This is a genomic window from Kribbella sp. NPDC048837 (assembly GCF_055586945.1).
Map to the genome: position 1 here is coordinate 507765 of NZ_JBVJHF010000003.1, position 21963 is coordinate 529727.

General features: G+C 70.4%; 25 protein-coding genes. 5 read left to right on the forward strand and 20 right to left on the reverse strand.

What is annotated here, in order from left to right; translation table 11 throughout:
• Nucleotides 1-137 precede the first annotated feature (137 nt).
• From ACZ6O0_RS18035 to ACZ6O0_RS18045, 3 genes are read right to left on the reverse strand one after another with little or no spacing between them, the layout of a single operon-like run.
• Complete coding sequence (locus ACZ6O0_RS18035; RefSeq protein WP_465766038.1) at nucleotides 138-1730, reverse strand: DNA polymerase Y family protein; 1593 nt, start codon at nucleotides 1728-1730, stop codon at nucleotides 138-140.
• Nucleotides 1730-3064, reverse strand: coding sequence for a hypothetical protein (locus tag ACZ6O0_RS18040; protein ID WP_465766039.1), 1335 nt, complete (start codon nucleotides 3062-3064; stop codon nucleotides 1730-1732). Before ACZ6O0_RS18040 ends, ACZ6O0_RS18035 begins: the two co-directional genes overlap by 1 nt.
• Nucleotides 3065-3070: 6 nt before the next feature.
• On the reverse strand, nucleotides 3071-3238 hold the full coding sequence (locus ACZ6O0_RS18045; RefSeq protein ID WP_465766040.1) for a hypothetical protein: 168 nt from the start codon (nucleotides 3236-3238) through the stop codon (nucleotides 3071-3073).
• Between ACZ6O0_RS18045 and ACZ6O0_RS18050 the strand changes: the two genes are divergently transcribed.
• Together ACZ6O0_RS18050 and ACZ6O0_RS18055 are read left to right on the forward strand one after the other, a co-directional pair.
• On the forward strand, nucleotides 3237-3701 hold the full coding sequence (locus tag ACZ6O0_RS18050; protein WP_465766041.1) for a PPOX class F420-dependent oxidoreductase: 465 nt from the start codon (nucleotides 3237-3239) through the stop codon (nucleotides 3699-3701). The genes ACZ6O0_RS18045 and ACZ6O0_RS18050 overlap by 2 nt on opposite strands.
• Nucleotide 3702: 1 nt before the next feature.
• A complete protein-coding gene (locus ACZ6O0_RS18055; RefSeq protein WP_465766042.1) occupies nucleotides 3703-4422 on the forward strand; it encodes a PIG-L family deacetylase in 720 nt (239 codons plus the stop codon).
• Here ACZ6O0_RS18055 and ACZ6O0_RS18060 read toward each other — a convergent pair.
• The 13 genes from ACZ6O0_RS18060 to ACZ6O0_RS18120 form a co-directional block, all read right to left on the reverse strand.
• Complete coding sequence (locus ACZ6O0_RS18060; RefSeq protein WP_465766043.1) at nucleotides 4412-5104, reverse strand: GntR family transcriptional regulator; 693 nt, start codon at nucleotides 5102-5104, stop codon at nucleotides 4412-4414. The genes ACZ6O0_RS18055 and ACZ6O0_RS18060 overlap by 11 nt on opposite strands.
• A gap of 152 nt (nucleotides 5105-5256) precedes the next feature.
• On the reverse strand, nucleotides 5257-6195 hold the full coding sequence (locus tag ACZ6O0_RS18065) for an alcohol dehydrogenase catalytic domain-containing protein (RefSeq protein ID WP_465766044.1): 939 nt from the start codon (nucleotides 6193-6195) through the stop codon (nucleotides 5257-5259).
• Between the two features lie 64 nt (nucleotides 6196-6259).
• On the reverse strand, nucleotides 6260-7171 hold the full coding sequence (locus ACZ6O0_RS18070; RefSeq protein WP_465766045.1) for an amidohydrolase family protein: 912 nt from the start codon (nucleotides 7169-7171) through the stop codon (nucleotides 6260-6262).
• Nucleotides 7161-7550 (reverse strand): cupin domain-containing protein, encoded by a 390-nt coding sequence (locus ACZ6O0_RS18075; RefSeq protein WP_465766046.1) that lies wholly within the window; start codon nucleotides 7548-7550, stop codon nucleotides 7161-7163. Before ACZ6O0_RS18075 ends, ACZ6O0_RS18070 begins: the two co-directional genes overlap by 11 nt.
• Nucleotides 7547-9121: an FAD-dependent monooxygenase gene (locus ACZ6O0_RS18080; RefSeq protein WP_465766047.1), complete on the reverse strand. Its 1575-nt coding sequence runs from the start codon at nucleotides 9119-9121 to the stop codon at nucleotides 7547-7549. Before ACZ6O0_RS18080 ends, ACZ6O0_RS18075 begins: the two co-directional genes overlap by 4 nt.
• Before the next feature lie 3 nt (nucleotides 9122-9124).
• The gene (locus ACZ6O0_RS18085) at nucleotides 9125-9853 is read right to left on the reverse strand and encodes an SDR family NAD(P)-dependent oxidoreductase (protein WP_465766048.1); all 729 of its coding nucleotides are present in this window, start codon (nucleotides 9851-9853) and stop codon (nucleotides 9125-9127) included.
• Nucleotides 9850-10548, reverse strand: a complete 699-nt coding sequence (locus ACZ6O0_RS18090) for a GntR family transcriptional regulator (RefSeq protein WP_465766049.1) — start codon at nucleotides 10546-10548, stop codon at nucleotides 9850-9852. The genes ACZ6O0_RS18085 and ACZ6O0_RS18090 overlap by 4 nt, the downstream gene beginning before the upstream one ends.
• The gene (locus ACZ6O0_RS18095; RefSeq protein WP_465766050.1) at nucleotides 10545-11381 is read right to left on the reverse strand and encodes a fumarylacetoacetate hydrolase family protein; all 837 of its coding nucleotides are present in this window, start codon (nucleotides 11379-11381) and stop codon (nucleotides 10545-10547) included. The genes ACZ6O0_RS18090 and ACZ6O0_RS18095 overlap by 4 nt, the downstream gene beginning before the upstream one ends.
• 40 nt (nucleotides 11382-11421) lie before the next feature.
• Nucleotides 11422-11817 carry a RidA family protein gene (locus ACZ6O0_RS18100; protein WP_465766051.1) on the reverse strand — a complete coding sequence of 132 codons (396 nt, stop codon included), beginning with the start codon at nucleotides 11815-11817 and terminating at the stop codon, nucleotides 11422-11424.
• Nucleotides 11817-12905, reverse strand: a complete 1089-nt coding sequence (locus ACZ6O0_RS18105; RefSeq protein ID WP_465766052.1) for an Ldh family oxidoreductase — start codon at nucleotides 12903-12905, stop codon at nucleotides 11817-11819. The genes ACZ6O0_RS18100 and ACZ6O0_RS18105 overlap by 1 nt, the downstream gene beginning before the upstream one ends.
• Nucleotides 12902-13681, reverse strand: coding sequence for an ABC transporter permease (locus ACZ6O0_RS18110; RefSeq protein WP_465766053.1), 780 nt, complete (start codon nucleotides 13679-13681; stop codon nucleotides 12902-12904). Before ACZ6O0_RS18110 ends, ACZ6O0_RS18105 begins: the two co-directional genes overlap by 4 nt.
• A complete protein-coding gene (locus tag ACZ6O0_RS18115) occupies nucleotides 13678-14484 on the reverse strand; it encodes an ABC transporter ATP-binding protein (RefSeq protein ID WP_465766054.1) in 807 nt (268 codons plus the stop codon). Before ACZ6O0_RS18115 ends, ACZ6O0_RS18110 begins: the two co-directional genes overlap by 4 nt.
• Before the next feature lie 10 nt (nucleotides 14485-14494).
• Complete coding sequence (locus ACZ6O0_RS18120; protein WP_465766055.1) at nucleotides 14495-15520, reverse strand: ABC transporter substrate-binding protein; 1026 nt, start codon at nucleotides 15518-15520, stop codon at nucleotides 14495-14497.
• Nucleotides 15521-15893: 373 nt separating this feature from the next.
• On the opposite strand from ACZ6O0_RS18120, the gene ACZ6O0_RS18125 reads away from it, so the two are divergent.
• Both ACZ6O0_RS18125 and ACZ6O0_RS18130 read left to right on the forward strand, forming a co-directional pair.
• Nucleotides 15894-17261 (forward strand): sensor histidine kinase, encoded by a 1368-nt coding sequence (locus ACZ6O0_RS18125; RefSeq protein ID WP_465766056.1) that lies wholly within the window; start codon nucleotides 15894-15896, stop codon nucleotides 17259-17261.
• Between the two features lies 1 nt (nucleotide 17262).
• Nucleotides 17263-17919: a response regulator transcription factor gene (locus tag ACZ6O0_RS18130; protein ID WP_465766057.1), complete on the forward strand. Its 657-nt coding sequence runs from the start codon at nucleotides 17263-17265 to the stop codon at nucleotides 17917-17919.
• 10 nt (nucleotides 17920-17929) lie between these two features.
• Here the strand turns inward: ACZ6O0_RS18130 and ACZ6O0_RS18135 are convergent, their stop codons facing one another.
• Nucleotides 17930-18490 (reverse strand): MarR family winged helix-turn-helix transcriptional regulator, encoded by a 561-nt coding sequence (locus tag ACZ6O0_RS18135; RefSeq protein ID WP_465766058.1) that lies wholly within the window; start codon nucleotides 18488-18490, stop codon nucleotides 17930-17932.
• Nucleotides 18491-18606: 116 nt separating this feature from the next.
• On the opposite strand from ACZ6O0_RS18135, the gene ACZ6O0_RS18140 reads away from it, so the two are divergent.
• Nucleotides 18607-19275, forward strand: a complete 669-nt coding sequence (locus ACZ6O0_RS18140) for an FMN-dependent NADH-azoreductase (protein WP_465766059.1) — start codon at nucleotides 18607-18609, stop codon at nucleotides 19273-19275.
• A 52-nt stretch (nucleotides 19276-19327) separates the two neighbouring features.
• Here ACZ6O0_RS18140 and ACZ6O0_RS18145 read toward each other — a convergent pair whose 3' ends face one another.
• Genes ACZ6O0_RS18145 through ACZ6O0_RS18155 form a run of 3 tightly spaced genes read right to left on the reverse strand, consistent with a single transcriptional unit; the run spans nucleotide 19328 to nucleotide 21950 of the window.
• Entirely contained in the window at nucleotides 19328-20161 is an 834-nt protein-coding gene (locus ACZ6O0_RS18145; protein WP_465766060.1) for a putative RNA methyltransferase, read from the reverse strand.
• A gap of 12 nt (nucleotides 20162-20173) precedes the next feature.
• Nucleotides 20174-21043, reverse strand: coding sequence for an ABC transporter permease (locus ACZ6O0_RS18150; protein ID WP_465766061.1), 870 nt, complete (start codon nucleotides 21041-21043; stop codon nucleotides 20174-20176).
• Nucleotides 21030-21950 carry an ABC transporter ATP-binding protein gene (locus ACZ6O0_RS18155; protein WP_465766062.1) on the reverse strand — a complete coding sequence of 307 codons (921 nt, stop codon included), beginning with the start codon at nucleotides 21948-21950 and terminating at the stop codon, nucleotides 21030-21032. Before ACZ6O0_RS18155 ends, ACZ6O0_RS18150 begins: the two co-directional genes overlap by 14 nt.
• Nucleotides 21951-21963 lie beyond the last annotated feature (13 nt).

Below are 21963 nucleotides of genomic sequence, written 5' to 3' on the forward strand. Positions count from 1 at the left end.
GCGGGACGTGTCGGTGGTGGCGTCCGCGCACGTGGTAGTCGGCGGGGGTCCGCGGGACGTGTGGGTGGTGGCGTCCGCGCACGTGGTGGGCGGCGGGGTCCGTGGCTTGTGCGGTTGGTCGCGCGTGGGCGGGTGGGTTAGTCGTAGGTGGCTTGGGCTTGCCAGGTGGTTTGGTGGAGGGTGAAGAGCCAGGCTCGGGTGTCGGCGGTGTGGAACTGGAAGCGGGCCTGGCGGGATTCGGTGGTGGGGTCCCACCAGCGTTCGTGGGTGAGCCAGGGGCCGGCCCAGGCGGTGATCGGGTGGAGTTTGTTGCTGTCGGCAACCTGTGGGCCGGGGGCCAGGCGGAAGGCGGTGGGGACGCCGGAGAGTTCGCCGCGTGCGGTGACCGAGACCTGGGTGCCGTCCTCGGCGTACACCTTCGCCGGCAGTGGCTGGGGGAAGATCGTGGTGGGTGCGAGCACCGGCCAGCGGGTGGGGTCGGTGGACGCGATCGCACCCGGCCAGGGCTGGTCCGGCGGGCGGGCCGGGACCGGACGGTCGCCCCACGGGATCAACGTCTGCCGCTCGGCGAACCCTCGCCCGCCGCCGATCACCACCGACGCGACGGCACCGTGACCGAGCATGCTCTGGACCCGGGACAGTGCCCGGTGGATCCGCTCGTCCGGCCCACCGCCCCACAGCCCGTCGACGTGTGCGCCGACCGGGTCCGCCTGGTCGGGGACGAGCCGGATCCGGACGACGGGGGACGTCAGCTCGCTGGTCGCCGTCCCGCTCCCCTGCAGCTGCCAGCGGACCCGGTCCACCACGTCGGCCGCGGTGAACCAGCGCGGATGCAACCACTCCCGCTCGTGGATCCGCCCGGACTCGGTGCCGATCTCGACCCGGAGCGTCGTACACACCAGGCCGAGCTCGGTGAGCCGGGCGATCAGCTCGTCGGCGATCGAGCGGACCGCGAAGGCGACCTGGTCGACCCGGTCCACGGCCGGCTCGAAGTCGAGGGTGCGGGTGAGCTCCGGCGGGATCTCCCGGCCCACCACCGGGCGGTCGTCGTGCCCACAGGCGAGCCGGTGCGCGAAGGCACCGGACGGGCCGAACCGGGTCAGCACCTCGGTGCCGGACAGCTCCGCGAACGCGCCCAGTGAGCGCAGCCCGAGCCGGCGGAGCAGGTCCGTGAGGGTGGGCTGCTCGAGGACGTCGACGGTGAGCGGCGCCAGGAACTCCGGTGACCCACCGGGCGGCACGACGTGGACCCGCGTCCGCGCCGAGCTCGCCCGGGCCGCCTGCTCAGCGGCGAACGGACCGTCGGCGATCCCGATCCGGCCGCCGAGGACGTCGAACGTCTCCAGCCGGTCGAGCAGCTTCTCCGCGGCCGTGGCCTCACTGCCGTAGAACCGGGCCGGCCCGCGTGCCTTCAACGCGCACATGCCCGGCCGGATCACCTGGACGCCGGGTGTGAGCGCCTCCAGGCACCCGATCACCGGGTCGAACGCGCGGGCGTCGATCACCGGGTCGTACTTCAGTACGACGAGCTCCGGGCACCGCGACTGCGCATCCCGGGCCCGTTGACCGCGGCGCACCCCCTCGGCCCGCGCGGCGGCGGAGGTGGCGAGCACCTTCCCCTTCTCCAGCAGGGCGATCGGCTCGTCGGGGGAACGGCCCGTCGCCACCGCGGCCGCTGTCACCGGCCAGTCCGGCACCCAGATCACCATCGTGCGGGTCAGGCCGCCCATCAGCCCACCGCCTCGATGTCATCCCATCCGGTCTCTTGCACGGTCTCGGGCGAAGCGGAGCGAATGGTGCCGTCCGGGCCGGGGAGCCAGAGCTGGTGCCGCCGGGAATGGACGGCGGCTCTCCGGCCGGTCACCACGACCGTCGCCTGCCGCGCGGTGAGCAGACCTTCACCGTCGCCCAGGCCGGTCCAGGTGTTGCTCTCCACCTCCAGCCGGGCCTCACTTCCCGGCCAGGAGCCATACGCGATCAGCATCGCCCCTCGCGTCCGCAGCCGCGCGGCGAGCCGGGACGCCTCCCCCGGTGTCACCTCGCCGGGCGGACGGACGACCACCACGGTCAGCGCGTCGACCAGCGCGGCGACGACGTTGAGCCAGTCGTGCCCCGGCTCGGGCACCAGGACCAGGCGCTCCAGGTCGACCCCGAGCCCGCGCGCCGCCTCCGCCCCGAACGACGGCAGCCCGACGACTCCGCACCACGCACCCTCCGCGGACGGGCCGGCCATCAGCGCCATCACCAATGCGGCACTCCCCCGCACCGAGTACGCCGATCCGCCGCGCAGGCTGGCTCCGGACAGCAACTCCGACACCGCCGGCAGCGTGGGCAGCGCCCGCTCCACGCCCGCGGTGTCGAGAGCCTGCTGCACCCGCGTCTCGGTGACCCGGGTGTCGAACCCGGTGACCGAGGCGAGACGCGCCGCGACAGGCACGGGATGATCGGACTCCGGATCGAGATCATGCGGAGAATCCGGGTCGAAGCCACTGACCGCCGTGAGCCGAGGAGTGCCCTGATCAGGGAGGTCCCGCGGAGCCTCCTGAGCCCGGGCAAGGAGCATCCGGGCCCGGTCGAGCGCTGTGACCCGACCCGCCTGGTCGACTGTGGAACTCCCCGTCATAACCCCATGTTCGAACACCTGTTCGAACATGTCAATCCGGTCGTCCACAGCCCGCGGAACCACTAGAGTCCGGCCATGCGACGGGTCGATCACCCGCGGTTCACCGCCGCCCTCGAGCAGGTCGAGCAGAGCATCGACGCCGCCTGGCGCCGGCTCTGCGCCGAGTCCCGGGTCGAGCCCGGTACGCCGGAAGCCCGCGAGCTGGCCGAGATCGTCCTGCAGGACACCTCCGAGTTCGACTGGCGGGTCGTGGACGGCGCGCTCGACCAGCTGGCCTGCCCCGACTGCGGCTCCCCCCTCGGCGCCGGCCCGACCGGGTGCACGCCCTGCGACCGGGCGAACGGCTACCGCTTCGGTGCCCGTGAGGTCGACCGTCCCGGCGTACCTCCGGGCAACGAGCACGCCATCCGCGTCTCCTCCGCCGTCGCCCGGACCAGGCACCGCTACTCACCCCGAGCCCGCGCCGGCTACGAACTCCTTCTGCCCGACCTGCTCGCAGGTGCACTCCCCACGATCGCGGAGGCCCAGCGTGCAAAGCACCTGATCAACCAGCTCACCGACGACGAGGTAGAACAGCTGGGCGGACTTGGAGCCGGGCTCATAGGGTGGGGGCATGCCGAGGACTATTGCCACCAACACCAAGGTCGACCTCGACGGGCTGCTGGAGTTCGTCCGGCCCCGTCACCACATGCTGCTGATCACCACCCGCGCGGACGGTACGCCGCAGGCGTCGCCGGTGTCGGGCGGTGTCGACACCGAGGGCCGCATCGTCATCTCGTCGTACCCGGAGCGGGCCAAGAGCACCAACGTGAAGCGGGACGCGCGCGCGAGTGTCGTCGTGCTGTCGGACGACTGGAGTGGCGCCTGGGTGCAGGTGGACGGCCGCGGCGAGGTGATCGAGCTGCCGGACGCGGTGGAGCCCCTGGTCGACTACTACCGCTCGATCGCCGGTGAGCACCCGGACTGGGACGAGTACCGCGAGGCCATGCGGACCCAGGGCAAGTGCCTGATCCGCATCACCCCGGAGCGCTGGAGCCCGCTCGCGACGGGTGGCTTCCCCGCCCGCCTCGCGGACTGACGTGCGGACGGCGCTCGTCGTCCACGCCCATCCGGACGACGAGGTCTTCGCGACCGGCGCCGCGACCTGGGTACTGCGCGAAGCCGGCTGGCGGATCGTGCTCCGCGTCGCCACGCAGGGCTGGGGAACCGCGGCCGACAAGCTCCCCGGGGCGTGCGCACTGCTCGGGATCGACGAGTGGGCCTGGCTCAGCGACGCGGACCGGTGGATCGACGACGGCGGCGTCAACGGACCCCACACTCTGGCGAGTGCCGAGCCCGGTGAGGTCGCGGAGGAGATCAAGCGGACCGTCGACGAGTTCTCTCCGGAGCTGGTGCTCACCGTCGGCAGCGACGGCCTGACGGGCCACCCGGACCACATCGCGATCTCACGGGCCGTCCAGCTCGCGCTGGAAGGTCGGCAGTGTCGTGCGTTGGGCGCACGGCTACGAGCTCGGGACGTCCTTGCCGGCGAGCAGTTGGTGCGGGAGCTGGTGCCGGACGAGCCGATCGGGTCCGGGCGCGTGGTCGGCTGCACCGACGACACACCACTCGAGGAGATCTCCGGTATCCCAGAGCTGCGCCGGCGCCAGGCACTCGACCAGTACTACGACGGACTCGGCAGCAGGACGCTGCCGGACCTGCTCGCGACGTACGGCGGGCGCGGCGACGGTGTCCTGCTCAGAGCAGTGTTCGACGCGTCCGGCTGGCAGCACGACAGGTTCGAAGTCCTCAAGGCTTAGCCGAGCGGCGTTCCATGGTTTGAGTGATGCGCTGCATGGCGCCTTCCAGGTGTTCGCGCAGCGCTGCCTCCGCGCCGGCTTCGTCGTGAGCGACACAGGCGTCGAGGATGGCCTGGTGCTCGCGCCGGGTCTGCTCGATCCGCGCCTTGGTCTGTCGCGAGCCGAACCGGTACCGCTCACTGTTCTGCCAGACCGGCTCGATCGCGCGCGGCAGCCAGCGCGAGCCGCCGGCCCGGTAGATGGCGAAGTGGAACTCGGTGTGCGCCTGCCGGGAGGCGATGTTGTCACCGATCTTCGACAGCCGGACGTGCTCGGCCAGAGCGGTCCGGGCCAGTGCCGCATCCGACTCCGCGAACCGGGTCGCGGCCGCACGGACCGCCAGGGACTCCAGCGCCAGCCGGGTCGCGTGGGTGTCGCGCAGGTCCTCCATCGACAGCTCACGCACCCACGCACCCTTGTGCGGAACGATCTCGACCAGTCCGAGCGCCGCCATCCGCCGCAGACCTTCCCGGATCGGCATCTGGCTCATGTCCAACCGCTTGGCGAGCTCTTCCAGCCGGAGCGCCGTACCACTGGGCAGTTCACCGGACAGGATGAGCTCGTGCAGTTCGGCAGCAGCTTCCTCGGCGAGAGTACGACGGCCGGTCGGTCCCCCAGGCGTGAGCTCGAGTCGTCGGGTCATCGGTTGCAGGCTGCCTCTCTCCTCCATTGCATACAACTCTGGGAGGTAACCGTACGGCAGGCTGGGGCTTCTGCGGGGATCCGCGGACAGATTGCCCAGCGGAAACCCCAACACACGTTAGTGGTCTAGCCCACGCTGCCCAAACCAGGCAGTCAGCCGAGGGAGGTCAGGTCCAGCAGAACCCGTCCTGCTTGCCGATCCAGCACCTCACCGACCCGGTCCGCGGGCAGCAGTTCGTACTCCGGTCGCCACCGCGCCGGCGCGATATCCGCCATCGCCTGACTGACCGCACCGGGCTCGAAAACGGTCCGCTGCAGATTCACCGGCAGCACCCGCAGGTCGCGGCCGATCAACTGATGCAGATCGATCGTGGTGAACTCACCGGCCCGATAACCCAGTACGGCGATCCGCCCGCCGGGGCTGATGTGCCCGAGCACCCCACTGGTCACCGGACCGCCCACAGTGTCGATGGCAGCGTCACACCAGGGCAGCTCGCGTCCGACCTGCCCCAACTCGTCCACCCGGACGATCTGGTCGACCAGTGCCGCCGCTGACTCCACGGATTCGGTGGTCCACGCCAGCCCGATCACTTTCGCCGCACCGGCCGACCGCGCCACCGCCGCACACAGCCGCCCGACCAGACTGGTGATCCCGGTGACCACGACCGTCTCGCCCTCGACGACTGCCGCAACCCGTCGTACGGCGGTGTGGGCCGTCAGCGCTGGTGTCAGCAACGCCACCGCGACCGCCGGCTCCAGCTCCGAAGGCAGACGATGTACGGCGCTATCGGGCACGACGGCGTACTGGCCCCACAGACCCGGCCTGGTCACCCCGACGCCCTCGCCACGAACCACCACCGGAGTGCCCGCCTCCAGGACGGACGAGCTGACCACAACACCAGCGCCCTCTGAACCCGGTGTGAACGGCACACTGGGCTGCTTGCCCGCCAGCACCGATCTGTCCTGCTGGGTCACGGCGGCCAGCCGCATCTCCACCAGAGTCTCGTCCGGACCCGCGGACAGCTCGACCTCCTCGGCCTTGAGCTGCTCCCCGGGACCGTGACTGCGCACTACGATCCCCCGCGTACTCATGCCTCATCCCCGTTCACCACGATTTGATATCTGATCACACCCTGGCTCTGCCGAAAGAGCTGTCTCACGAGGCGACAACCCCCTTCGCCAGCGGCCGGGTCAGTTCCTCCGCCGTGCCGGCCCGCCCGGCCGCCACCGCGTCACTGCCCATCGGGAACGGCCAGTCGCTGCCGGCCAGCACCCGCTCGGCCCCGAACGTCTTCGTCAGCAGGTCCAGTACGGCGTCGTCGTGCACCAGGTCGTCGACGTAGAACCGGCGCAGCGCCTCCGCGACCGGCAGGGTCAGCGGCTCGATCCCCGGCCGGTCCTGATCGACCCCGCGCTGCCACCGCCCGGCCAGCGCCGCCGTCACACCACCCCCATGGCATAGGCAGAACCGGATCCCCGGAAACCGCCCCAACACATCCGCGAAGACCAGCGACGCCGCCGCCACCCCGGTCTCGTACGGATTCCCCAACAGATTCGTCAGGTAGAACGACTCAAGCCGCTTGTCGTCACTGTGGCCGGGGTGAATGAGGGTGAACGCCTCCACCGAGTGCAGCACCTGCCAAACCGGATCCAGCCCGGCGTAGCTCGGCGTACCGAGGGCGAAGCCACCGAAGACGCCCTCCTGCGCCAGCTCCGCCGCCACAGCCGGAGCGGACGGATCCAGCAGTGGCAGGTGCGCCAGCACACGCAGCTGAGGTGTGGCGAGCTCCCGGAGCCCCTGGTTCACCAACTCGGCCCACTCGACGCCGGCGTCGTACCGGAACAGGGCGGGCGGCACGGACACCACAGCACCGTCCAGGTCCTGGTCGGCGATCCACTGCAGCAGCGCGGCCGGGTCGGCCAGGCGTCCCAACGGCAGTCGCTCCGCGCCGATCACCAGTCGGCCGCCGTCGATCGACAGACCGAACTCGCCGCGGTGCGCCGCCGCCAGCACGGTCGCCGGTATCAGGTGCGTGTGGATGTCCCAGCCGGCCATGTCAGCGGGCATCCTCGTCGTTGTCGTAGAACTCAGGCCGCTCCGGGTAGTGCGGGCCGTCGTACACCTCCAGCAGGATGGAGGTCTCCTCGGCGAGCGTCGGCCCGTGCGTGCAGCCCTTCGGGTTCCAGTAGAAGCTGCCCTTGGTCAGGGTCGTCCCGGTCGGCAGGTACACGTACCGCCCGGACAGGCAGAACATGAACTGGTTCGAGGCGTGCTTGTGCTCCGACGGGATCCCCGACCCCTTCTCGAACCGCACCAGCGCGATCGACGCCTCGGTCTCCGGATCACGCCACAGCATCTTGTGCGACAGCCCGGCCAGCGACTTCTCGACCCACTCCAGGTCCTCCGTCTGCAGCAGCACCTCCCGCAGCGGCTCGTCGAACGTCACGAGTCCTCCCGAGGCACAGGGCGGCCGGTGATCCCGGTGTAGAGCTCCTCGGCCACACCGGCACCAAGTGGGGCCACGGCGGCGATGTGCCCGTCCGGCCGAACCAGTACGACGCTCTCCGGCGGTACGCCGTACCTGTTCGTGGCAATGCTGCCCGGATCGAACAGAGCCCGGTCACGCAGGCCGGAGTCGTGCGGGGCATCCCACCGGGAGACGGCGTAGTGCTTCAACGCCGGCGAGTCGTTCACCGGGATGTCCGGGCGCCGCCGTACGTCGGTGAAGTACAGCGCGACGAACGAGTCCCGGCACAGGTCGTGGATCGTCGTCCGGCCGGCCGGACTCTGCAGCACCAGGTCAGGCGCCCGATCACCCGCGCGGACGGCGGGAGGTTCGGCAGTGTTCGCCACCATCGACCAGTCGCCCACACCGTCCACGTCGAGCCGGACACTCAGCAGCGTGCGGTTGTACGCCGTCGCCCAGGCGCCCGTGTCCTCGGTGACGGCACCACGCTGCTGGGCCATGTACTTGCGCGCGGCCTCGGCCATCTCACCCGAGCCCTCGATCGCCACCGGCCGCTGCTCCTGCTCGTAGCCGTCGAGCAAGGTCTCCGAAGCCCAGCCGCGCAGCACCCACGCGAGACGCCACGGCAGGTTGGACGCGTCCAGCGCACCGGTGTTCAGACCGAGCGCCCACATCGGCGTGATCAGGTGGGCGGCGTCGCCCATCAGGAACACCTTGCGGTCCTTGGTCCACTGCTCGGCGACCCGGTGGTGCACGTTGTAGACGACCGACCCGAGCAGCTCGATCCGGTCCACCTCGCCGATGAACTGCTTCACCTTCACCAGCAGGTCCTCGTCGTCGGGTGGCTCCGCCCCGGGGCCGAGCGGGAACAGGAAGCGCCAGTTGTCAGGCTGCCGGATCAGCACCATCCACTCGGACTTGTCCGCGAAGTACGCGAGGTACGGATAGTCCCTTGCGTTGTCGACATCCAGGTCCACCAGGACGTCGATCAGCATGTACCGCTCGGGCAGGGTCTCCCCCACCACCTTCACCCCGAGGGCGTCGCGGATCTTGCTCCGGCCACCGTCACAGGCGAGCAGATGCGAGGCCTCGATGTCCCGCGGGCCGTCCGGCGTCTCCACGTGCAGCACGACCCGGTCGTCCAGGACGTCGAACGACAGCAGGCGGTGCCGGGTCAGCACCGGCTGGTCCAGCGCCGCCGCGAGGATCGGCTCCATCTTCTGCTGCGGCAGGTTGATCACGAACGGGAACTGCGTGTCGTTGACCAGCTCGGCCAGCTGCACCGAGGCCCGGGGCGTGTTGGTGGCCCGGTCGATGTCACCGATCTCGTCGATCCGCAGGGCGGCCGCGAGGATCCCGTCGACCGCGCCGTACCGGTTCCAGATCTCCAGCGTCCGGCTGAGCGTCGTCCCCGCCTTGGTGTCCGAGGACAGGACCGCGTCCTCCTCGAGCAGCACGAACGGTACGTCGTAGTGCGCCAGGCCGAGGGCCGTGGTGAGCCCGATCGGTCCGGCGCCCACCACTGCGACGGGCAGCTGTTGTGCAGTCACTCATCACTCCGTGAAGGTCGCTAGCTTGGCGAAGGCACGCTCACGGGTCAGCACCGACCCGGTCATCGCCGCCGCGTCGGACAGCAGGAACAGCAGCGGACCGACCACGTCCTCGGGGTCGCCGATACCAATGGTGTCCTGCCAGTGCTCCCGGTCCGCACCGATGTTCGCTCCTCGGAACTGCTCGGTGTCGATGACTCCGGGCGCGGCCACGTTCACCCGCACCCGGTGCCCGGCCAGCTCGGCGGCGAGTGTCTTGGCGAAGGCGATCAGCGCGGCCTTGCTCGACGCGTACGCCGCCGCACCGGCGTACCCGGTGACGGCCATGCCCGACGTGAACACGACCACCGACCCGGACCGCCGCGCCACCATGCGCGGTACGACGGCCTGACACGTCCACACCACGCCGTCGAGGTTCACCTGCAGGGTCCGGGTCCAGTCGGCCGGGTCCATCTCCAGCACCGTCGACCGAGGCTGCACAGCCGCTCCGGCGACCAGTCCGTCGATCCGCCCGTGGCGATCGACGACGGTCTCCACAGCCGCCTCCACCGAGGACCGGTCCGCTACGTCGACCTCGACGTACTCGACCGCGGGGTCGGACGGCTTCACAACGTCGAAGACCACCGCTGTGCCGCCGCAGGCGTTGACCGCGGCGGACAGGGCCGCACCGATGCCCTGCGCACCACCGGTGATCACCACGACCTCACCGGTCGCGTCGAAGCTCGCCTTCATGACGTCTCCTTCTGCTTCGACGTCATAGTGTCGGTGATGCGCTGGAACGCGCCGGCCAGGTGGTTGCGCAACGCCTGCTCGGCCGCGTCCGGGTCGCCGGCGACACACGCATCCAGGATCGCCTGGTGCTCCTGCCGGTTCCGCTCGATCAGGAACGCGGTCGGCCGGCTGCCGAACCGGTAGCGCTCACTGTTCTGCCAGACCGGCTCGATCGCCCGCGGGAGCCACTGCGATCCGCTCGCGCGGTAGATGGCGAAGTGGAAGTCGGCGTGCGCCTGCCGGGCACCCGCCGAGTCATGGGTTCGAGAGAGCTGGAGGTGATCGGCCAGCGCGGCCGCCGCCTTCTCGAAGTCCTCGTCGCTGAACCGTCCCGCGGCGGCACGGACGGCGAGCGACTCCAGGGCCAGCCGCGTCTCATGCGTGTCCCGCAGGTCCTCCACCGAGAGGTCACGCACCCACGCACCACGGTGCGGGATGATCTCGACCAGTCCGAGCGCCTCCAGCCGCCGGAGCCCTTCGCGGACCGGCATCTGGCTCATCTCCAGCCGGCTCGCGAGCTCGACGAGGCGCAACGGCGTACCGCTGGGAAGCTCACCGGACAGGATCAGCTGGTGCAACTCCGCCGCGGCGTGCTCCGCGAGAGTCCGCCGGCCGCCCTTGCCGCCACCGGGCAGCAGTTCCAACGGGCCGCTCATGCGCGGGTCACCTTGTTGCGTAGCTCGCCGATCTTGTCCGCGCGAGTGACGACCACGTCGCCGTCCTGCAGGAACACCTGCGGCTCGCGGGCGTTGCCGATGCCGGCCGGAGTCCCGGTCAGCACCAGATCGCCAGGGCGCAGAGTCATGCCGAACGACAACTCACTGATCAGAGTGGCGACGTCGAAGGCCATCTGCCGGGTCGACGCGTCCTGCCGGACCTCACCGTTCACCAGGCACTGCAGCCGGATGTCCTGCGGGTCGCCGAGCTCGTCGGCGGTCACGATCCACGGCCCGAGCGGCATGGTGTTGTCGATGCTCTTGCCCTTCAGCCACTGCCCACCGTGCGCCCGCTGCAGATCGCGCTGCGACACGTCGTTGGCCAGCGTGTAGCCCCAGACATGATCCAGGCCTTCGGAGACCGGGATGTCGCGACCGGTCTTGCCGATCACCAGCGCGACCTCGGCCTCGTAGTCCCACTTGGCCGAGATGGCCGGGTCCCAGGCGATGTCGTCGTACGGGCCGATCACCACGTCCGGGCCCTTGGTGAAGAACGCCGGGTGCTCGGGCCGGTCCACGTCCTGGCCCTCGCGCTTGCCCTTGCTCTCCTCGAAGTGGTCCCAGTAGTTCCACCCGGTGCACAGGATGTCGCGCCGGAACCTGCGCAGCGGCGGCCGCAGCAGCCCTTCGTCGTAAGGGATCTTCTCCCCCGACGGCTCCGCCCCGGACTGGACCACCTCGGTCAGATCCGTTGCCGCCAGCAACAGGACCGAGTCCCCCTCGAGTACGCCGGGGCGTTCCTGCCCGGCGTACTCCACCATCACGTACCGCATCTCAGGTCCACTCGACGCCACGCACACAGATCACCCCCGGTCATGAGACCACCGCGATCGCGTTGATCTCGATCAGATAGTCAGGGTGCGCGAGCTTGGAGACCTCGACCATCGTCGAGGCCGGCAGCGGCTCGGTGAAGTACTGCGCCCGGATCTCGTGGATCCTGGCGAAGTCCTCCATGTTGCGCACGTACACATCCACCCGGCAGACGTCCGCGAGCGTGCCGCCGGCGGCCTCGACCGCCGCCTTGACGTTCTCGCACACCTGCCGGGTCTGCTCCCGGATGTCGCCGACGCCGGCGATGCTGCCGTCCGGACGGCGCGCGGTCATCCCGGAGACGAACACCAGCCGCCCGGTCGCCTCGATCGTGGTGGCCTGTGAGAACACCCCGTTCGGGCTGTGCAGTGTGGTCGTCGAAACCTGTGTCTTCGGCATCAGTTCAGTAGCCCTCCCGCCGGAACGACGGCACCGACCGCCCGCGCGGCCGCCAGCAGCCCGTCCAGCCCCGACCTCTCGATCAGTACGCCGTGCCGCCGCTGGTGTGCTGCCCGTTCCGCCTCGATCTCCCCCGGCAGGTGCAGCCGGTTCACCCCCGGCGCCGTCGCGCTGCCGCGCACCCGGGCCGCCAGTCCCGACGAACGCCGCCGGAAGCTCTCCACCCCGCCCATCAGCTCCGGGTCGATCGCCAGGAACAGGTGGGCACAGTCGTTCGGCCGGTCCGGCTCCCGGTACAGCGGCCGGACCTGGTCGCCCCAGCCGCCGCCGCTCAGGACGCCGGTCAGGACGTCGATCATCAGCGCCAGCCCGAAGCCCTTGTGGCCGGCGGCCGGCAGCAGCATCCCGAGCACGGCCTCCTCCGGGTCCGTGGTCGGCGTCCCGGACGGGTCGGTCGCCCAGGTGTCCGGGATCGGCCGCCCGGCCGACGCCGCCAGCCGGATCTTGCCCAGGGCAACGGCCGACAGGGCCATGTCCAGCACGATCTCCACCCCGGCCGAGGTCGGCACGGCGATCGCCAGCGGGTTGTTGCCGACGACCCGCTCAGCGCCACCGGGCGCGGGCATCAGCGGCGTGGTGTTCGACATCGCGACGCCGATGCAGCCCGCCTGACCGGCCTGCATGGCCCAGCGGCTGGCGGCACCGAAGTGGTGCGCGTTGCGGACCGACACCAGGCCGATGCCGTAGCGGCCGGCCCGCTCGATCGCGTGTCCCATCGCCTGCGGGCTGGACAGCTGGCCCATCCCGCCGCGCGCGTCCACGACCATCGCGGCGCCGGCGTCGTACAGGATGTCGAGCTCGCGCTCGCGGGTGACACCGCCGGCGTTCAGGCGCTCGACGTACATCGGGACCAGCATGACGCCGTGCGAGCTGACACCGCGCAGGTCGGCCTCGACCAGGGCGTTGGCGATCTTGGCGGAGTCGGCCGGGTCGAACCCGAGCGCGGTGAAGACGGCCGAGACCGTCGCTTCCAGCCAGGCGGGCCGGACGAGAACGCGGCGGTCCGCGTCGGAGGCTTGAGCGGTCACCGGGTCTCCTGTGCCCAAGGCAGCAGTAGGTGCTCGAGCAGGACCAGACCGTAGAACAAGACGATGCTCATGATGCTCAGCAGCGTGATCGCGGCGAACGCCAGCGTGGTGTCGGCGCTCGCGCCGGACTGCTGGATCACGTAGCCCAGACCGCGCGTGGCACCGACGAACTCGGCGATCACCGAGCCGATCACGGCCAGCGAGATCGCGACCTTGAGGCCGGTGAAGATCTGCGGCATCGCGTACCGCAGCCGCAGCTTGAAGAACTCCTGCATCCGGCTCGCGTTCAGCGACCGGAGCAGCTCGACCAGCTCGGTCGGCGTCGACTTCATCCCCTGCGCGGTCGAGATGACCACCGGGAAGAAGCACATCAGCAGCACCATCACGACCTTGGGCCACTGACCGAAGCCCATCCAGACCACCAGCAGCGGCGCGACCGCGATCTTCGGGATCGCGTTCACCATCAGCAGCAGCGGGTACACCAGGCGCTCGAGCACCCCCGAGCTGACGATCACCAGCGCGATCGGTACGCCGATCACGATCGCGAGCACGAAGCCCTCGATCGTCTCCAGCAACGAGGTCCCGGTCTCCCCCAGCAGGTAGCCGGGCTGGTCGAAGAACTTGACGAACACGTCCCCCGGGCCGGGCAGCAGGTACGGCTGGATCGAGAACACGACCGTGGCCAGCCACCACAGCACGATCACGCCGGCCAGGCCGATCACCGGGAGCAGTACGGCGGCCGCCGGTGAACTGGTCAGCCAGGAACGCTTGGTCATCTGGGCCGCACCTCGTCGACCGGGCGCTCGGCCGCCGGCCCGGTCTTCTCCGCCAGCAACCCGTGCAGCAGACCGCTGATCCGCGCGACCTCGGTCAGGTGCGCGTTCTGGCCGAGGCTGCGCGGCCGCGGGATGTCGATGTCGACGACCTCCCGCATCCGGCCCGGCCGCGGCGTCAGCACGACCACCCGGTCGGCCAGCACGACGGCCTCCTCGATCGAGTGGGTGACGAACACAATGGTGGTGGACAGCTCCATCTTGATCCGCTGCAGCTCCTCGGACAGCTCGGTCCGGGTGAGCGCGTCGAGCGCGGAGAACGGCTCGTCCATCAGCATCACCTGCGGGTCGCGGATCAGCGACCGGCACAGCGAGACCCGCTGCTGCATGCCGCCGGACAGCTCGTGCGGCAGCCGCCGCTCGAACCCCTGCAGGCCGACCAGCTCGAGCAGCTGATGAGCCCGGTCCCGGTACGCCGTCCGCCCGCGATCGCCGCCGCCGTCGATCTCGATCGGCAGCATCACGTTGGACAGCACCGACCGCCACGGCAGCAGGGCCGGGCGCTGGAACATGAACGACACGTCCCGGCGCGGCCCGGTGACGGGATCGCCCGCCACCCGGACCGAGCCGGTCGTCGGCCGGAGGAGTCCCGCGATCAGCCGGAGCAGGGTGGACTTGCCACACCCGGACCGGCCGATCAGCGTGACGAACTCGCCGTCGCGGACGTGCAGGCCGATCTTCTCGAGGGCCGTGACCCGGCCCTCGCGTCCGTCGAAGACCTGCCCCACATCGTCCAGCTGGATCATCTAGCTGTTCTCACGCCTTCGGCGCGAGGTTCAGCGTGACGACATCTTCGGGCTTGACCGAACCGGCCGGAGTGATCGCCTTCGCGTCGTCCAGCAGCGAGATGACCTTCTTGACCCGGTTCAGATCCACCGCGCCGAGCGGGCCGTTGTAGTCCTCCGGCTTGATGTAGTCCTTCATGATGGTCAGCTCTTGGGTGGCGACCTCGAGATCGGTCTGCGGCACGTACTTCTTCAGGATCGCGGCGGCCGCGGCCGGGTCGTCGTAGGTGTCCTGCAGGCCCTTGAGCAGCGCGCCGGTGAACTTCTTCACCTGGTCCGGGTGGTCCTTGGCCAGGTCGGTCCGGGTGATGATCGCGTTGCCGTAGAGGTCCGGCAGCACCTTGCCGTAGGGCAGCACGACGGCCTTGCGGTGCTGCGGGTCGGCCTTCTCGACCAGCGGCTTGCCGACCACGAACTGACCGATGCCCTTGACCTTGCCCGAGGCGAGCAGGGTCGGCAGCCCCGGCGGCGGCGACGGGATGAACTTGGTCTGGTCGGCCGGGATCCCCGCGGCCTTGGCGTAGACCGGGAACATCACGGTGTTGGTCGAGCCGGGCTGGTCGCCGATCGACTTGCCGATCAGGTCCTCCGGCTTGTTGATGCCGTAGCCCTCGAGCGACATGATCGCGGCCAGCGACCGCTGGTGGATCATCCCGACCGTGGTGACCGGCAGCTTCTGCTTGCCCAGGGTGATCACGACCGCGGTGAAGTCACCGATGCCGTAGTCGGCCTGGCCGCCGGCGACCAGCTTCATCACGTCGACCGTGCCGGAGCCCGGGTTGATCGTGACGTCGAAGCCGGCGTCCTTGAAGTAGCCCTTCTCCAGGGCCACGTAGGCATAGGCCTCACGGCCGAAGGTGTTGAACGAGGTCAGGTAGCTGACCTTCGTCAGGCCGTTGTCCGCGGCCTTGTCCTTGTCGTCACTGTTGTTGCAAGCACTGACCAGGGCGAGCCCCAGGACCGCCACCAGTGCGATGACGGAACGCCTCAACCTCATATCGACCTCTCTCGTCCCGATATTTGATCAAACATCAAATATGGAAAGGTGGTCAATCGGCCCGCGGGGACTTCACAGTGACTTAACGTCCACTGCCCCGGGTCCCGCGCCGAGCCCGTCGGCCACCCGTCCTGGAGCCGTTCCCCATACCTGCCCGTGTCCGGACCGGCACCCGCCCCGACCACAGACCGTACCCGCCTGGACAGCAGATCGCGACGTCCACCGGCTCCGAACCCGTCCCTACCCCGTCAAATTTGCGTAAACCCGCACATCCAGGTGACCCAGCCCACCCCCGGCGGCCGATCGCAAGGGTTTCCCCGCGCTCCCTCCGGGGAGGGAGGTGGCCGGCGGCGGGATTTGACACGATGAGGGGGTGACGGACGGACTGGTGCGTGGGTCGGCGCGTCCCGCGCGCGCGCCGGCGCCGGGGCCGGGCCGCCGGTCCACGTCCCCGCTGCGCCGCTGGGCGTCGTACGCCGGGATCGCGGTGACCAGCCTGGTCCGTACGTCGACGTACCTGCGGTGGGTCTATCTGCTGCTCGGTGCCGCGCTGGTGCTGGCGTTCATCCTGGTGGACAGCGCGCTCGGCTCGGTCGCCCAGGAACTGCAACTGCCGAAGGTTGCCAGCGGCATCGTCCTCGCGATCCTGGTGGCCACGCCGCCGCTCGTCCTCGGCCTACTGCCGGCGGTCCGTGAGGTCGAGGGCATCGCGGTCGAGTCGCTGCTCGGCGTGCGGTTCGAGGAGCGCCCGCTCGGCCCGGCGCGGACCTGGGCACAGCGGCGCCGGACGACGATCTGGTTCTGCCTGCACCTGGTCGCCGGTGGCTTGGTCGGCATCCTCAGCACGATCGTGTTCGGGGTCGGCGCGATGTGGCTGGTGGCACCGTTCCGGTCCCCCGGCCCTCACGACGTCGTTCCCGGCCTGTCGTACGACATCAGCGGGACCTGGCACGACCTCTGGCTGCCGGCCGCCGCGCTGGGCGGGATCGCCGGGCTCTTCATGCTGTCTGCCGCGGTCGGCGCTCTGCTCGCCCATCTGGCGCCGCGGGTGCTCGGCCCGACGGCCGCCGAGCGGATCGAGTTGCTCGAGCGGCAGACCGCGACGCTTGCCGAGCGCAACCGTCTGGCCCGCGAGCTGCACGACAGCGTCGGGCACGCCCTGAGCCTGGTCACCATCCAGGCTGCCGCCGCGCGCCGGGTGCTGGCGACCGATCCGGAGTTCGCGGAGACCGCACTGGCCGCCATGGAGACGTCCGCCCGGGCGGCGCTGGCCGACCTCGACCACGTGCTCGGTCTGCTCCGTGACGACCGGCGGCCCGGCTCCCGGACCACGCCACAGGCGACGCTCGGGGAGCTCGACCGCCTGGTCGACGCCACCCGGGCCGGCGGGATCTCGGTCGAGCTCGAGCGGTCCGGCCGGCTGGACCAGCTGCCGGCGGCGGTCTCCCGGGAGGCCTACCGGATCATCCAGGAGGGCCTGACGAATGCGATCCGGCACGCCGGCCGTCCGGCCGGTGAGCTCAGCGTCGACCTGTCGATCCGGCTGGACACCTCCGGGTTGCGGCTCGCCGTGACCAACCCGGTGAGCGGCGCCTCGGACACCTCGGGCGGTGGCCGGGGACTGGCCGGGATCCGTGAAAGGGTCGCCGTACTGCAAGGGACCGTGGACGCCGGCCCGGACGGGGACAGCTGGCGGCTCGCGGTCACCCTGCCGGTCAGCGTGACGACGACGAAGGGATGACATGAACCTGTCGGTGGTCGTGGTCGACGACGAGCCGCTGATCCGCAGTGGGTTGCGCGCCATCATCAACGCCGAGCCCGACCTGACGGTCGTCGGCGAGGCCGGTGACGGCGCGGAGGTGCTCCCGGTGGTCCGCCGGACCGGCGCCGACGTCGTGCTGATGGACGTCCGGATGCCCGCGGTGGACGGGATCCAGGCCACCCGGCTGCTGCTGGAGAACCTCGACCCGGCGCCGCGCGTACTGGTCGTCACGACCTTCGAGAACGACGACTACGTGTACGACGCGCTCCGCGCCGGCGCGTCCGGGTTCCTGCTGAAGCGGACGCCGCCGGACGACATCATCGCGGCCATCCGCACGGTCGCCGGGAGCGAGTCGCTGTTGTTCCCGGAGGCGATCCGGGCACTCGCGCTGGCCCACGTGGGCACGCAGGAACCGCGGCCGACCGGCCTGGACGAGTACCAGCTGACCGAGCGCGAGCAGGAGGTGCTGCGGTTGATGGCGCGCGGACTCTCGAACCTGGAGATCGCGAACGAACTGATCCTCGGGCTGCAGACGGTCAAGACCCACGTCGCCAACGTGCTCGCGAAGCTCAACGCGCGCGACCGCACGCAGGCCGTCATTCGCGCGTACGAGTCAGGCTTCGTGCCGCTGCACTAGCCCAACCAGCTCAGGTGTCGGCGGGGTCGACCGTTTCGTCGGCCAGCGCACACGCGTTGTGCAGCGGGTCCACCGCGTTCGCCTTCATCGCGACCCGGCGCAGCAGCATGCGGAAGCTCGAGCGCTCGCTCTCGTCGAGGATGCCGAGCACTTCCTCCTCGGCGGTGGCGAGGCGGCGTTCGAGGTCACACAGGGTCTCGAGACCCTGCTCGGTCGGCACGATCAGCCGCGCCCGGCGGTCGGCCGGGTCGGGCTGGCGGTGCACCAGACCGGCCTTCTCCAGGTCGTCCAGCAGGTACGTCATCACGGTCCGGTCCACGCCGAGCTGCGCGGCCAGGTCGAGCTGCCGCCGCGGCCCTTCGGCATTCGCCGTGGCGAGCACCTGATAACCCCGCGGCCCACCCGGCACGTCGTCCAGTGCGGCGGCGGCCGCCTTCGCATACCGGCGGAACACCACGCCCAGCGCCCAGCCGAGGTCGGAGTCCACCGGCGCGCCACTGGCCGTCTGGGGCTCGACCCCTCGGGTGGCCCGGGTCGCGACCTCGGGCGAAGAACTGGTCACGGCTCCCATCGTACGTGGTGTATGCCACCCGGAATACGATCTAACTTGAATATGTTCTGTTCGACAGATTATCTTCGGAGCAGCTCAAACGAGCTACGCCCCCTCACTCGATGGAGACAGACGACATGAGCACCCTGTTACGCGTCGACGCCAGCATCCGCCTGGACGGATCGGTGTCCCGCGCCCTGGCGGACAGCGCGGAGGCCGCCTGGAAGGCGGAGCACCCCGACGGCGTCGTGGTCCGGCGCGATCTCGGGCTGCACCCGCTGCCCGCGACCGTGTGGCCCACCCTGGCCGCGGCGCAGGTCGGCCAGGAACCCACCACCGAAGGCGAGCGGATGCCGCTGGCCGAGGCCAGGGCCCTCGCCGCGGAGCTCGCGGCCGAGGTCAAGAACGCCGACGCGGTCCTGCTCGCGGTCCCGCTGTACAACTACGGCATCGCGCAGCACGTGAAGGCCTGGATCGACCTGCTGCTGATCGACATGGAGCTGGTCCGCGGGCCGAGCCCGACGGCCGGCCGCCCGGTCATCTTCACGCTGGCCCGCGGTGGCGGCTACAGCCCCGGCACTCCGAAGCACGGCTGGGACCACGCCACGCCGTACCTGGAGCGCGTCTTCGGCGACATCCTCGGCATGAACATCCGGACCGCCGCCGCCGAGCTCACCCTCGCCCCGGTCACCCCGGGCATGGAGGAGCTCATCGACGCCTCGAAGGTGTCCGAGTCCGAGGCTCTCGTCAGCGCCGAGCAGCACGGCACCGTGGTAGCCCGCGAACTCACCGCCAACGCCGCCTGACGCTGATCCTGCCCCGGGTCGTCCGGTGGTGCCGTGCTCGAGCCGGCATCACTCAGGCGGGCCGCCAGGTGGAGAGCGTGACGGACAGCGTGACCAGGGAGGGCTCAGGCAGTACGGCGATCTTGCCGAGCAGCTCGCGGTAGTTCAGATGCCGCGCGCTCGGCGTCATCAGCACCAACTGCTCGACCGCCGACCGGTCGAGCCGCATCGCGTCCTCGATCACCTCGGACCCGGTGCGCACGAACACACCGGCGAACGCGTCCTGCAGCCGGCGCTCCTTCTCCTCGTCCACCGTGACGAGCCCCAGTACGCCGACCAGCTCGGCAAGGTGCTGCTGGTTCGGAGTGACCACGAGCAGTGTGCCGTCCGGCGCGAGCACCCGGGCCATCTCGGTGGCGTTGCGTGGGGCGAACACGTTCAGCATCAGCCGGGCCGAGTCGTCCAGCAACGGCAGCTCCCGCCAGGCGTCACACACCACGGACCCGATCCGCGGATCCGCCTTGGCCGCGCGGCGAGCGGCGTACCGAGAGACGTCCAAGGCGATGCCGCGGCGGCCGGCCGCCGTGCCGAGCACACCGGCGAGGTAGTACCCGGTGCCTGCGCCGACCTCCACGACAAGATCATCGGCTTGAAGTCCCGCGGCCTGGAGGATGAGTGCGTCCCGGATCGGCGCGTAGTGACCGCCGCCGAGGAAGACCGTCCGGGCGCCGACCATCGCGGCCGAGTCGCCGTCGATCCCGTTCGATGCCGAAGGCAACAGGTTGAGGTAGCCCTGCTTGGCGACGTCGTACGCATGGTTGCGTGGACAGCGCGCAGTGCGGTCGGTCAGCGCGAGGGCGTCACCACAGACGGGACATCTCAGCACCGCTACCAGGTCGGCTTCCACCGGCCCAGCCTCTCAGGTGATGTCGCGGCTGGTGATGCGGGCCCAGGCGGCGGTGTAGAACACGGCCAGGTACCCGGCCTGCAGGAGCAGGTTCCGGCCGATCTCGTGCCAGTACGGCGGGTCGCGGAGCAGGTCGGCGAACGACGGCCAGCGGTACATCAGCAGCCACGGGTGGATCGCGTGCAGCTGCGGGATCGCGGTCAGGATGCCGAGCACGATGAACGTGCCGAAGGTGGCGGCCATCGCGGCCAGCGGGGTCGACGTCAGCGACGACACGAACAGCCCGATCCCAGCCAGCCCGAGCAGTGACGCCGAGATCACCACGGCGATCGCCAGGGCGCGGACCAGACCCTCGCCGAGCGAAACCGTCGTCCCGGAGAGCAGCAGTACGTCGCCGACGGGGAACAGGATGAGTCCGACGATCAGCCCGGAGATCCAGATCGTCATCGTCGCGGCCAGGCAGAACACGGCAAGCGCGACCATCTTCGCCGCCAGCAACCGGGACCGGCCGGCCGGTGCGGTCAGCAGGTTCCGCAGGGTGCCCAGGCTGGACTCGCCCGCGAGCGACTCCCCCGAGATCACCGTCACCGCGGTCGGCAGGAAGAACGGCAACGACAATCCGAGACTGGCGACGATCAGGAACAGCCCGTTGCCGGCGACCTGACCGAGGAATCCTTGGGCGCCGTTGTCGTTGCCGGAGAGCTTGATCGCGATCCCGATCAGCAGCGGAACGGCCGCGAGGACGCCGAGCCCGACCTGCGTGCGGGCGCGGCCGAAGACCAGGTGCAGCTCCGAGGTGAAGAGCGCAAGCGTGTGCCGTCCGGCGTTCGGCCGTCCGACGATCACCGCGTCGGCGACCGCCGTCTCGTTACTCGGCGACATCGAAGCCCTCCCCGGTGAGCGCGACAAAGGCGTCTTCGAGACTCGGTCGTTCCAGCCCGAAGCCGTGGATCCGGACGTCGGCGGCGACCAGCGCGGCGGCGAACTTCTCGATCGGGAGCTCGCCCGGGTCGCCTTCGACCGTCTCGGCGGTGGTGCGGAGATCGGTCACGCCCATTCCCTGCAGGGTCTCGGCCGCCGGGCCGAGGTCCGGCGTACGCACGATCAGGCGGGGCCGGAGCTCGGCGCGGAGATCGGCCACGGTGGACTGGCGGACCAGGCGGCCGCGGCTCATCACCGCGGCGTGGGTGCAGACCTGCTCGACCTCGGCCAGCAGGTGGGTCGAGGTGAAGACCGTGGTGCCGTCGTTGGCGAGGTCGCGGATCAGGTGCCGGACCTCGCGGGTGCCCTGCGGGTCGAGACCGTTGGTCGGCTCGTCCAGGACGAGCAGCTCCCGGCGCTGCATCAGCGCGACCGCGATGGCGAGGCGCTGCCGCATGCCGAGTGAGTACGCGCGGACCTTCTTGCCGGCCGCGTTCGACAGGCCGACCCGTTCGAGGGCCTCCCCCGCGCGGGCCTTGCGGGTCTTGGGGTCGGCGGTGCGGTCGGCGGCGTCGAACCTGAGCAGGTTGGCCTGCCCGGTCCAGAACGGGTAGAACGCCGGGCCTTCGACCAGAGCGCCGACCCGCGGCAGCACCTGCAGGTGTGCCTTCGGCATCGGCTCGCCGAGCAGCTCGACCGAGCCGGACGTCGGCGCGATCAGCCCGAGCAGCATCCGGATGGTCGTCGTCTTCCCGGAGCCGTTGGGCCCGAGGAAGCCGAACACGCTCCCCGCCGGCACCTCGAGGTCGACGGCATCCACCGCCACCTGCCCACCCCGGAACCGTTTGGTCAGCCCATGGGTGACCACCGGGGCATCCACG

What these genes read in the sequence shown, in the direction of transcription:
- ACZ6O0_RS18035 (WP_465766038.1), bottom strand. Translation starts at nt 1,730, where the DNA reads ATGGGCGGCCTGACCCGCACGATGGTGATCTGGGTGCCGGACTGGCCG.
- ACZ6O0_RS18130 (WP_465766057.1), top strand. Translation starts at nt 17,263, where the DNA reads ATGAACCTGTCGGTGGTCGTGGTCGACGACGAGCCGCTGATCCGCAGT.
- ACZ6O0_RS18065 (WP_465766044.1), bottom strand. Translation starts at nt 6,195, where the DNA reads ATGAGTACGCGGGGGATCGTAGTGCGCAGTCACGGTCCCGGGGAGCAG.
- ACZ6O0_RS18095 (WP_465766050.1), bottom strand. Translation starts at nt 11,381, where the DNA reads ATGCGGTACGTGATGGTGGAGTACGCCGGGCAGGAACGCCCCGGCGTA.
- ACZ6O0_RS18070 (WP_465766045.1), bottom strand. Translation starts at nt 7,171, where the DNA reads ATGCCCGCTGACATGGCCGGCTGGGACATCCACACGCACCTGATACCG.
- ACZ6O0_RS18120 (WP_465766055.1), bottom strand. Translation starts at nt 15,520, where the DNA reads ATGAGGTTGAGGCGTTCCGTCATCGCACTGGTGGCGGTCCTGGGGCTC.
- ACZ6O0_RS18115 (WP_465766054.1), bottom strand. Translation starts at nt 14,484, where the DNA reads ATGATCCAGCTGGACGATGTGGGGCAGGTCTTCGACGGACGCGAGGGC.
- ACZ6O0_RS18090 (WP_465766049.1), bottom strand. Translation starts at nt 10,548, where the DNA reads ATGAGCGGCCCGTTGGAACTGCTGCCCGGTGGCGGCAAGGGCGGCCGG.
- ACZ6O0_RS18085 (WP_465766048.1), bottom strand. Translation starts at nt 9,853, where the DNA reads ATGAAGGCGAGCTTCGACGCGACCGGTGAGGTCGTGGTGATCACCGGT.
- ACZ6O0_RS18135 (WP_465766058.1), bottom strand. Translation starts at nt 18,490, where the DNA reads ATGGGAGCCGTGACCAGTTCTTCGCCCGAGGTCGCGACCCGGGCCACC.
- ACZ6O0_RS18140 (WP_465766059.1), top strand. Translation starts at nt 18,607, where the DNA reads ATGAGCACCCTGTTACGCGTCGACGCCAGCATCCGCCTGGACGGATCG.
- ACZ6O0_RS18100 (WP_465766051.1), bottom strand. Translation starts at nt 11,817, where the DNA reads ATGCCGAAGACACAGGTTTCGACGACCACACTGCACAGCCCGAACGGG.
- ACZ6O0_RS18050 (WP_465766041.1), top strand. Translation starts at nt 3,237, where the DNA reads ATGCCGAGGACTATTGCCACCAACACCAAGGTCGACCTCGACGGGCTG.
- ACZ6O0_RS18060 (WP_465766043.1), bottom strand. Translation starts at nt 5,104, where the DNA reads ATGACCCGACGACTCGAGCTCACGCCTGGGGGACCGACCGGCCGTCGT.
- ACZ6O0_RS18045 (WP_465766040.1), bottom strand. Translation starts at nt 3,238, where the DNA reads ATGCCCCCACCCTATGAGCCCGGCTCCAAGTCCGCCCAGCTGTTCTAC.
- ACZ6O0_RS18110 (WP_465766053.1), bottom strand. Translation starts at nt 13,681, where the DNA reads ATGACCAAGCGTTCCTGGCTGACCAGTTCACCGGCGGCCGCCGTACTG.
- ACZ6O0_RS18150 (WP_465766061.1), bottom strand. Translation starts at nt 21,043, where the DNA reads ATGTCGCCGAGTAACGAGACGGCGGTCGCCGACGCGGTGATCGTCGGA.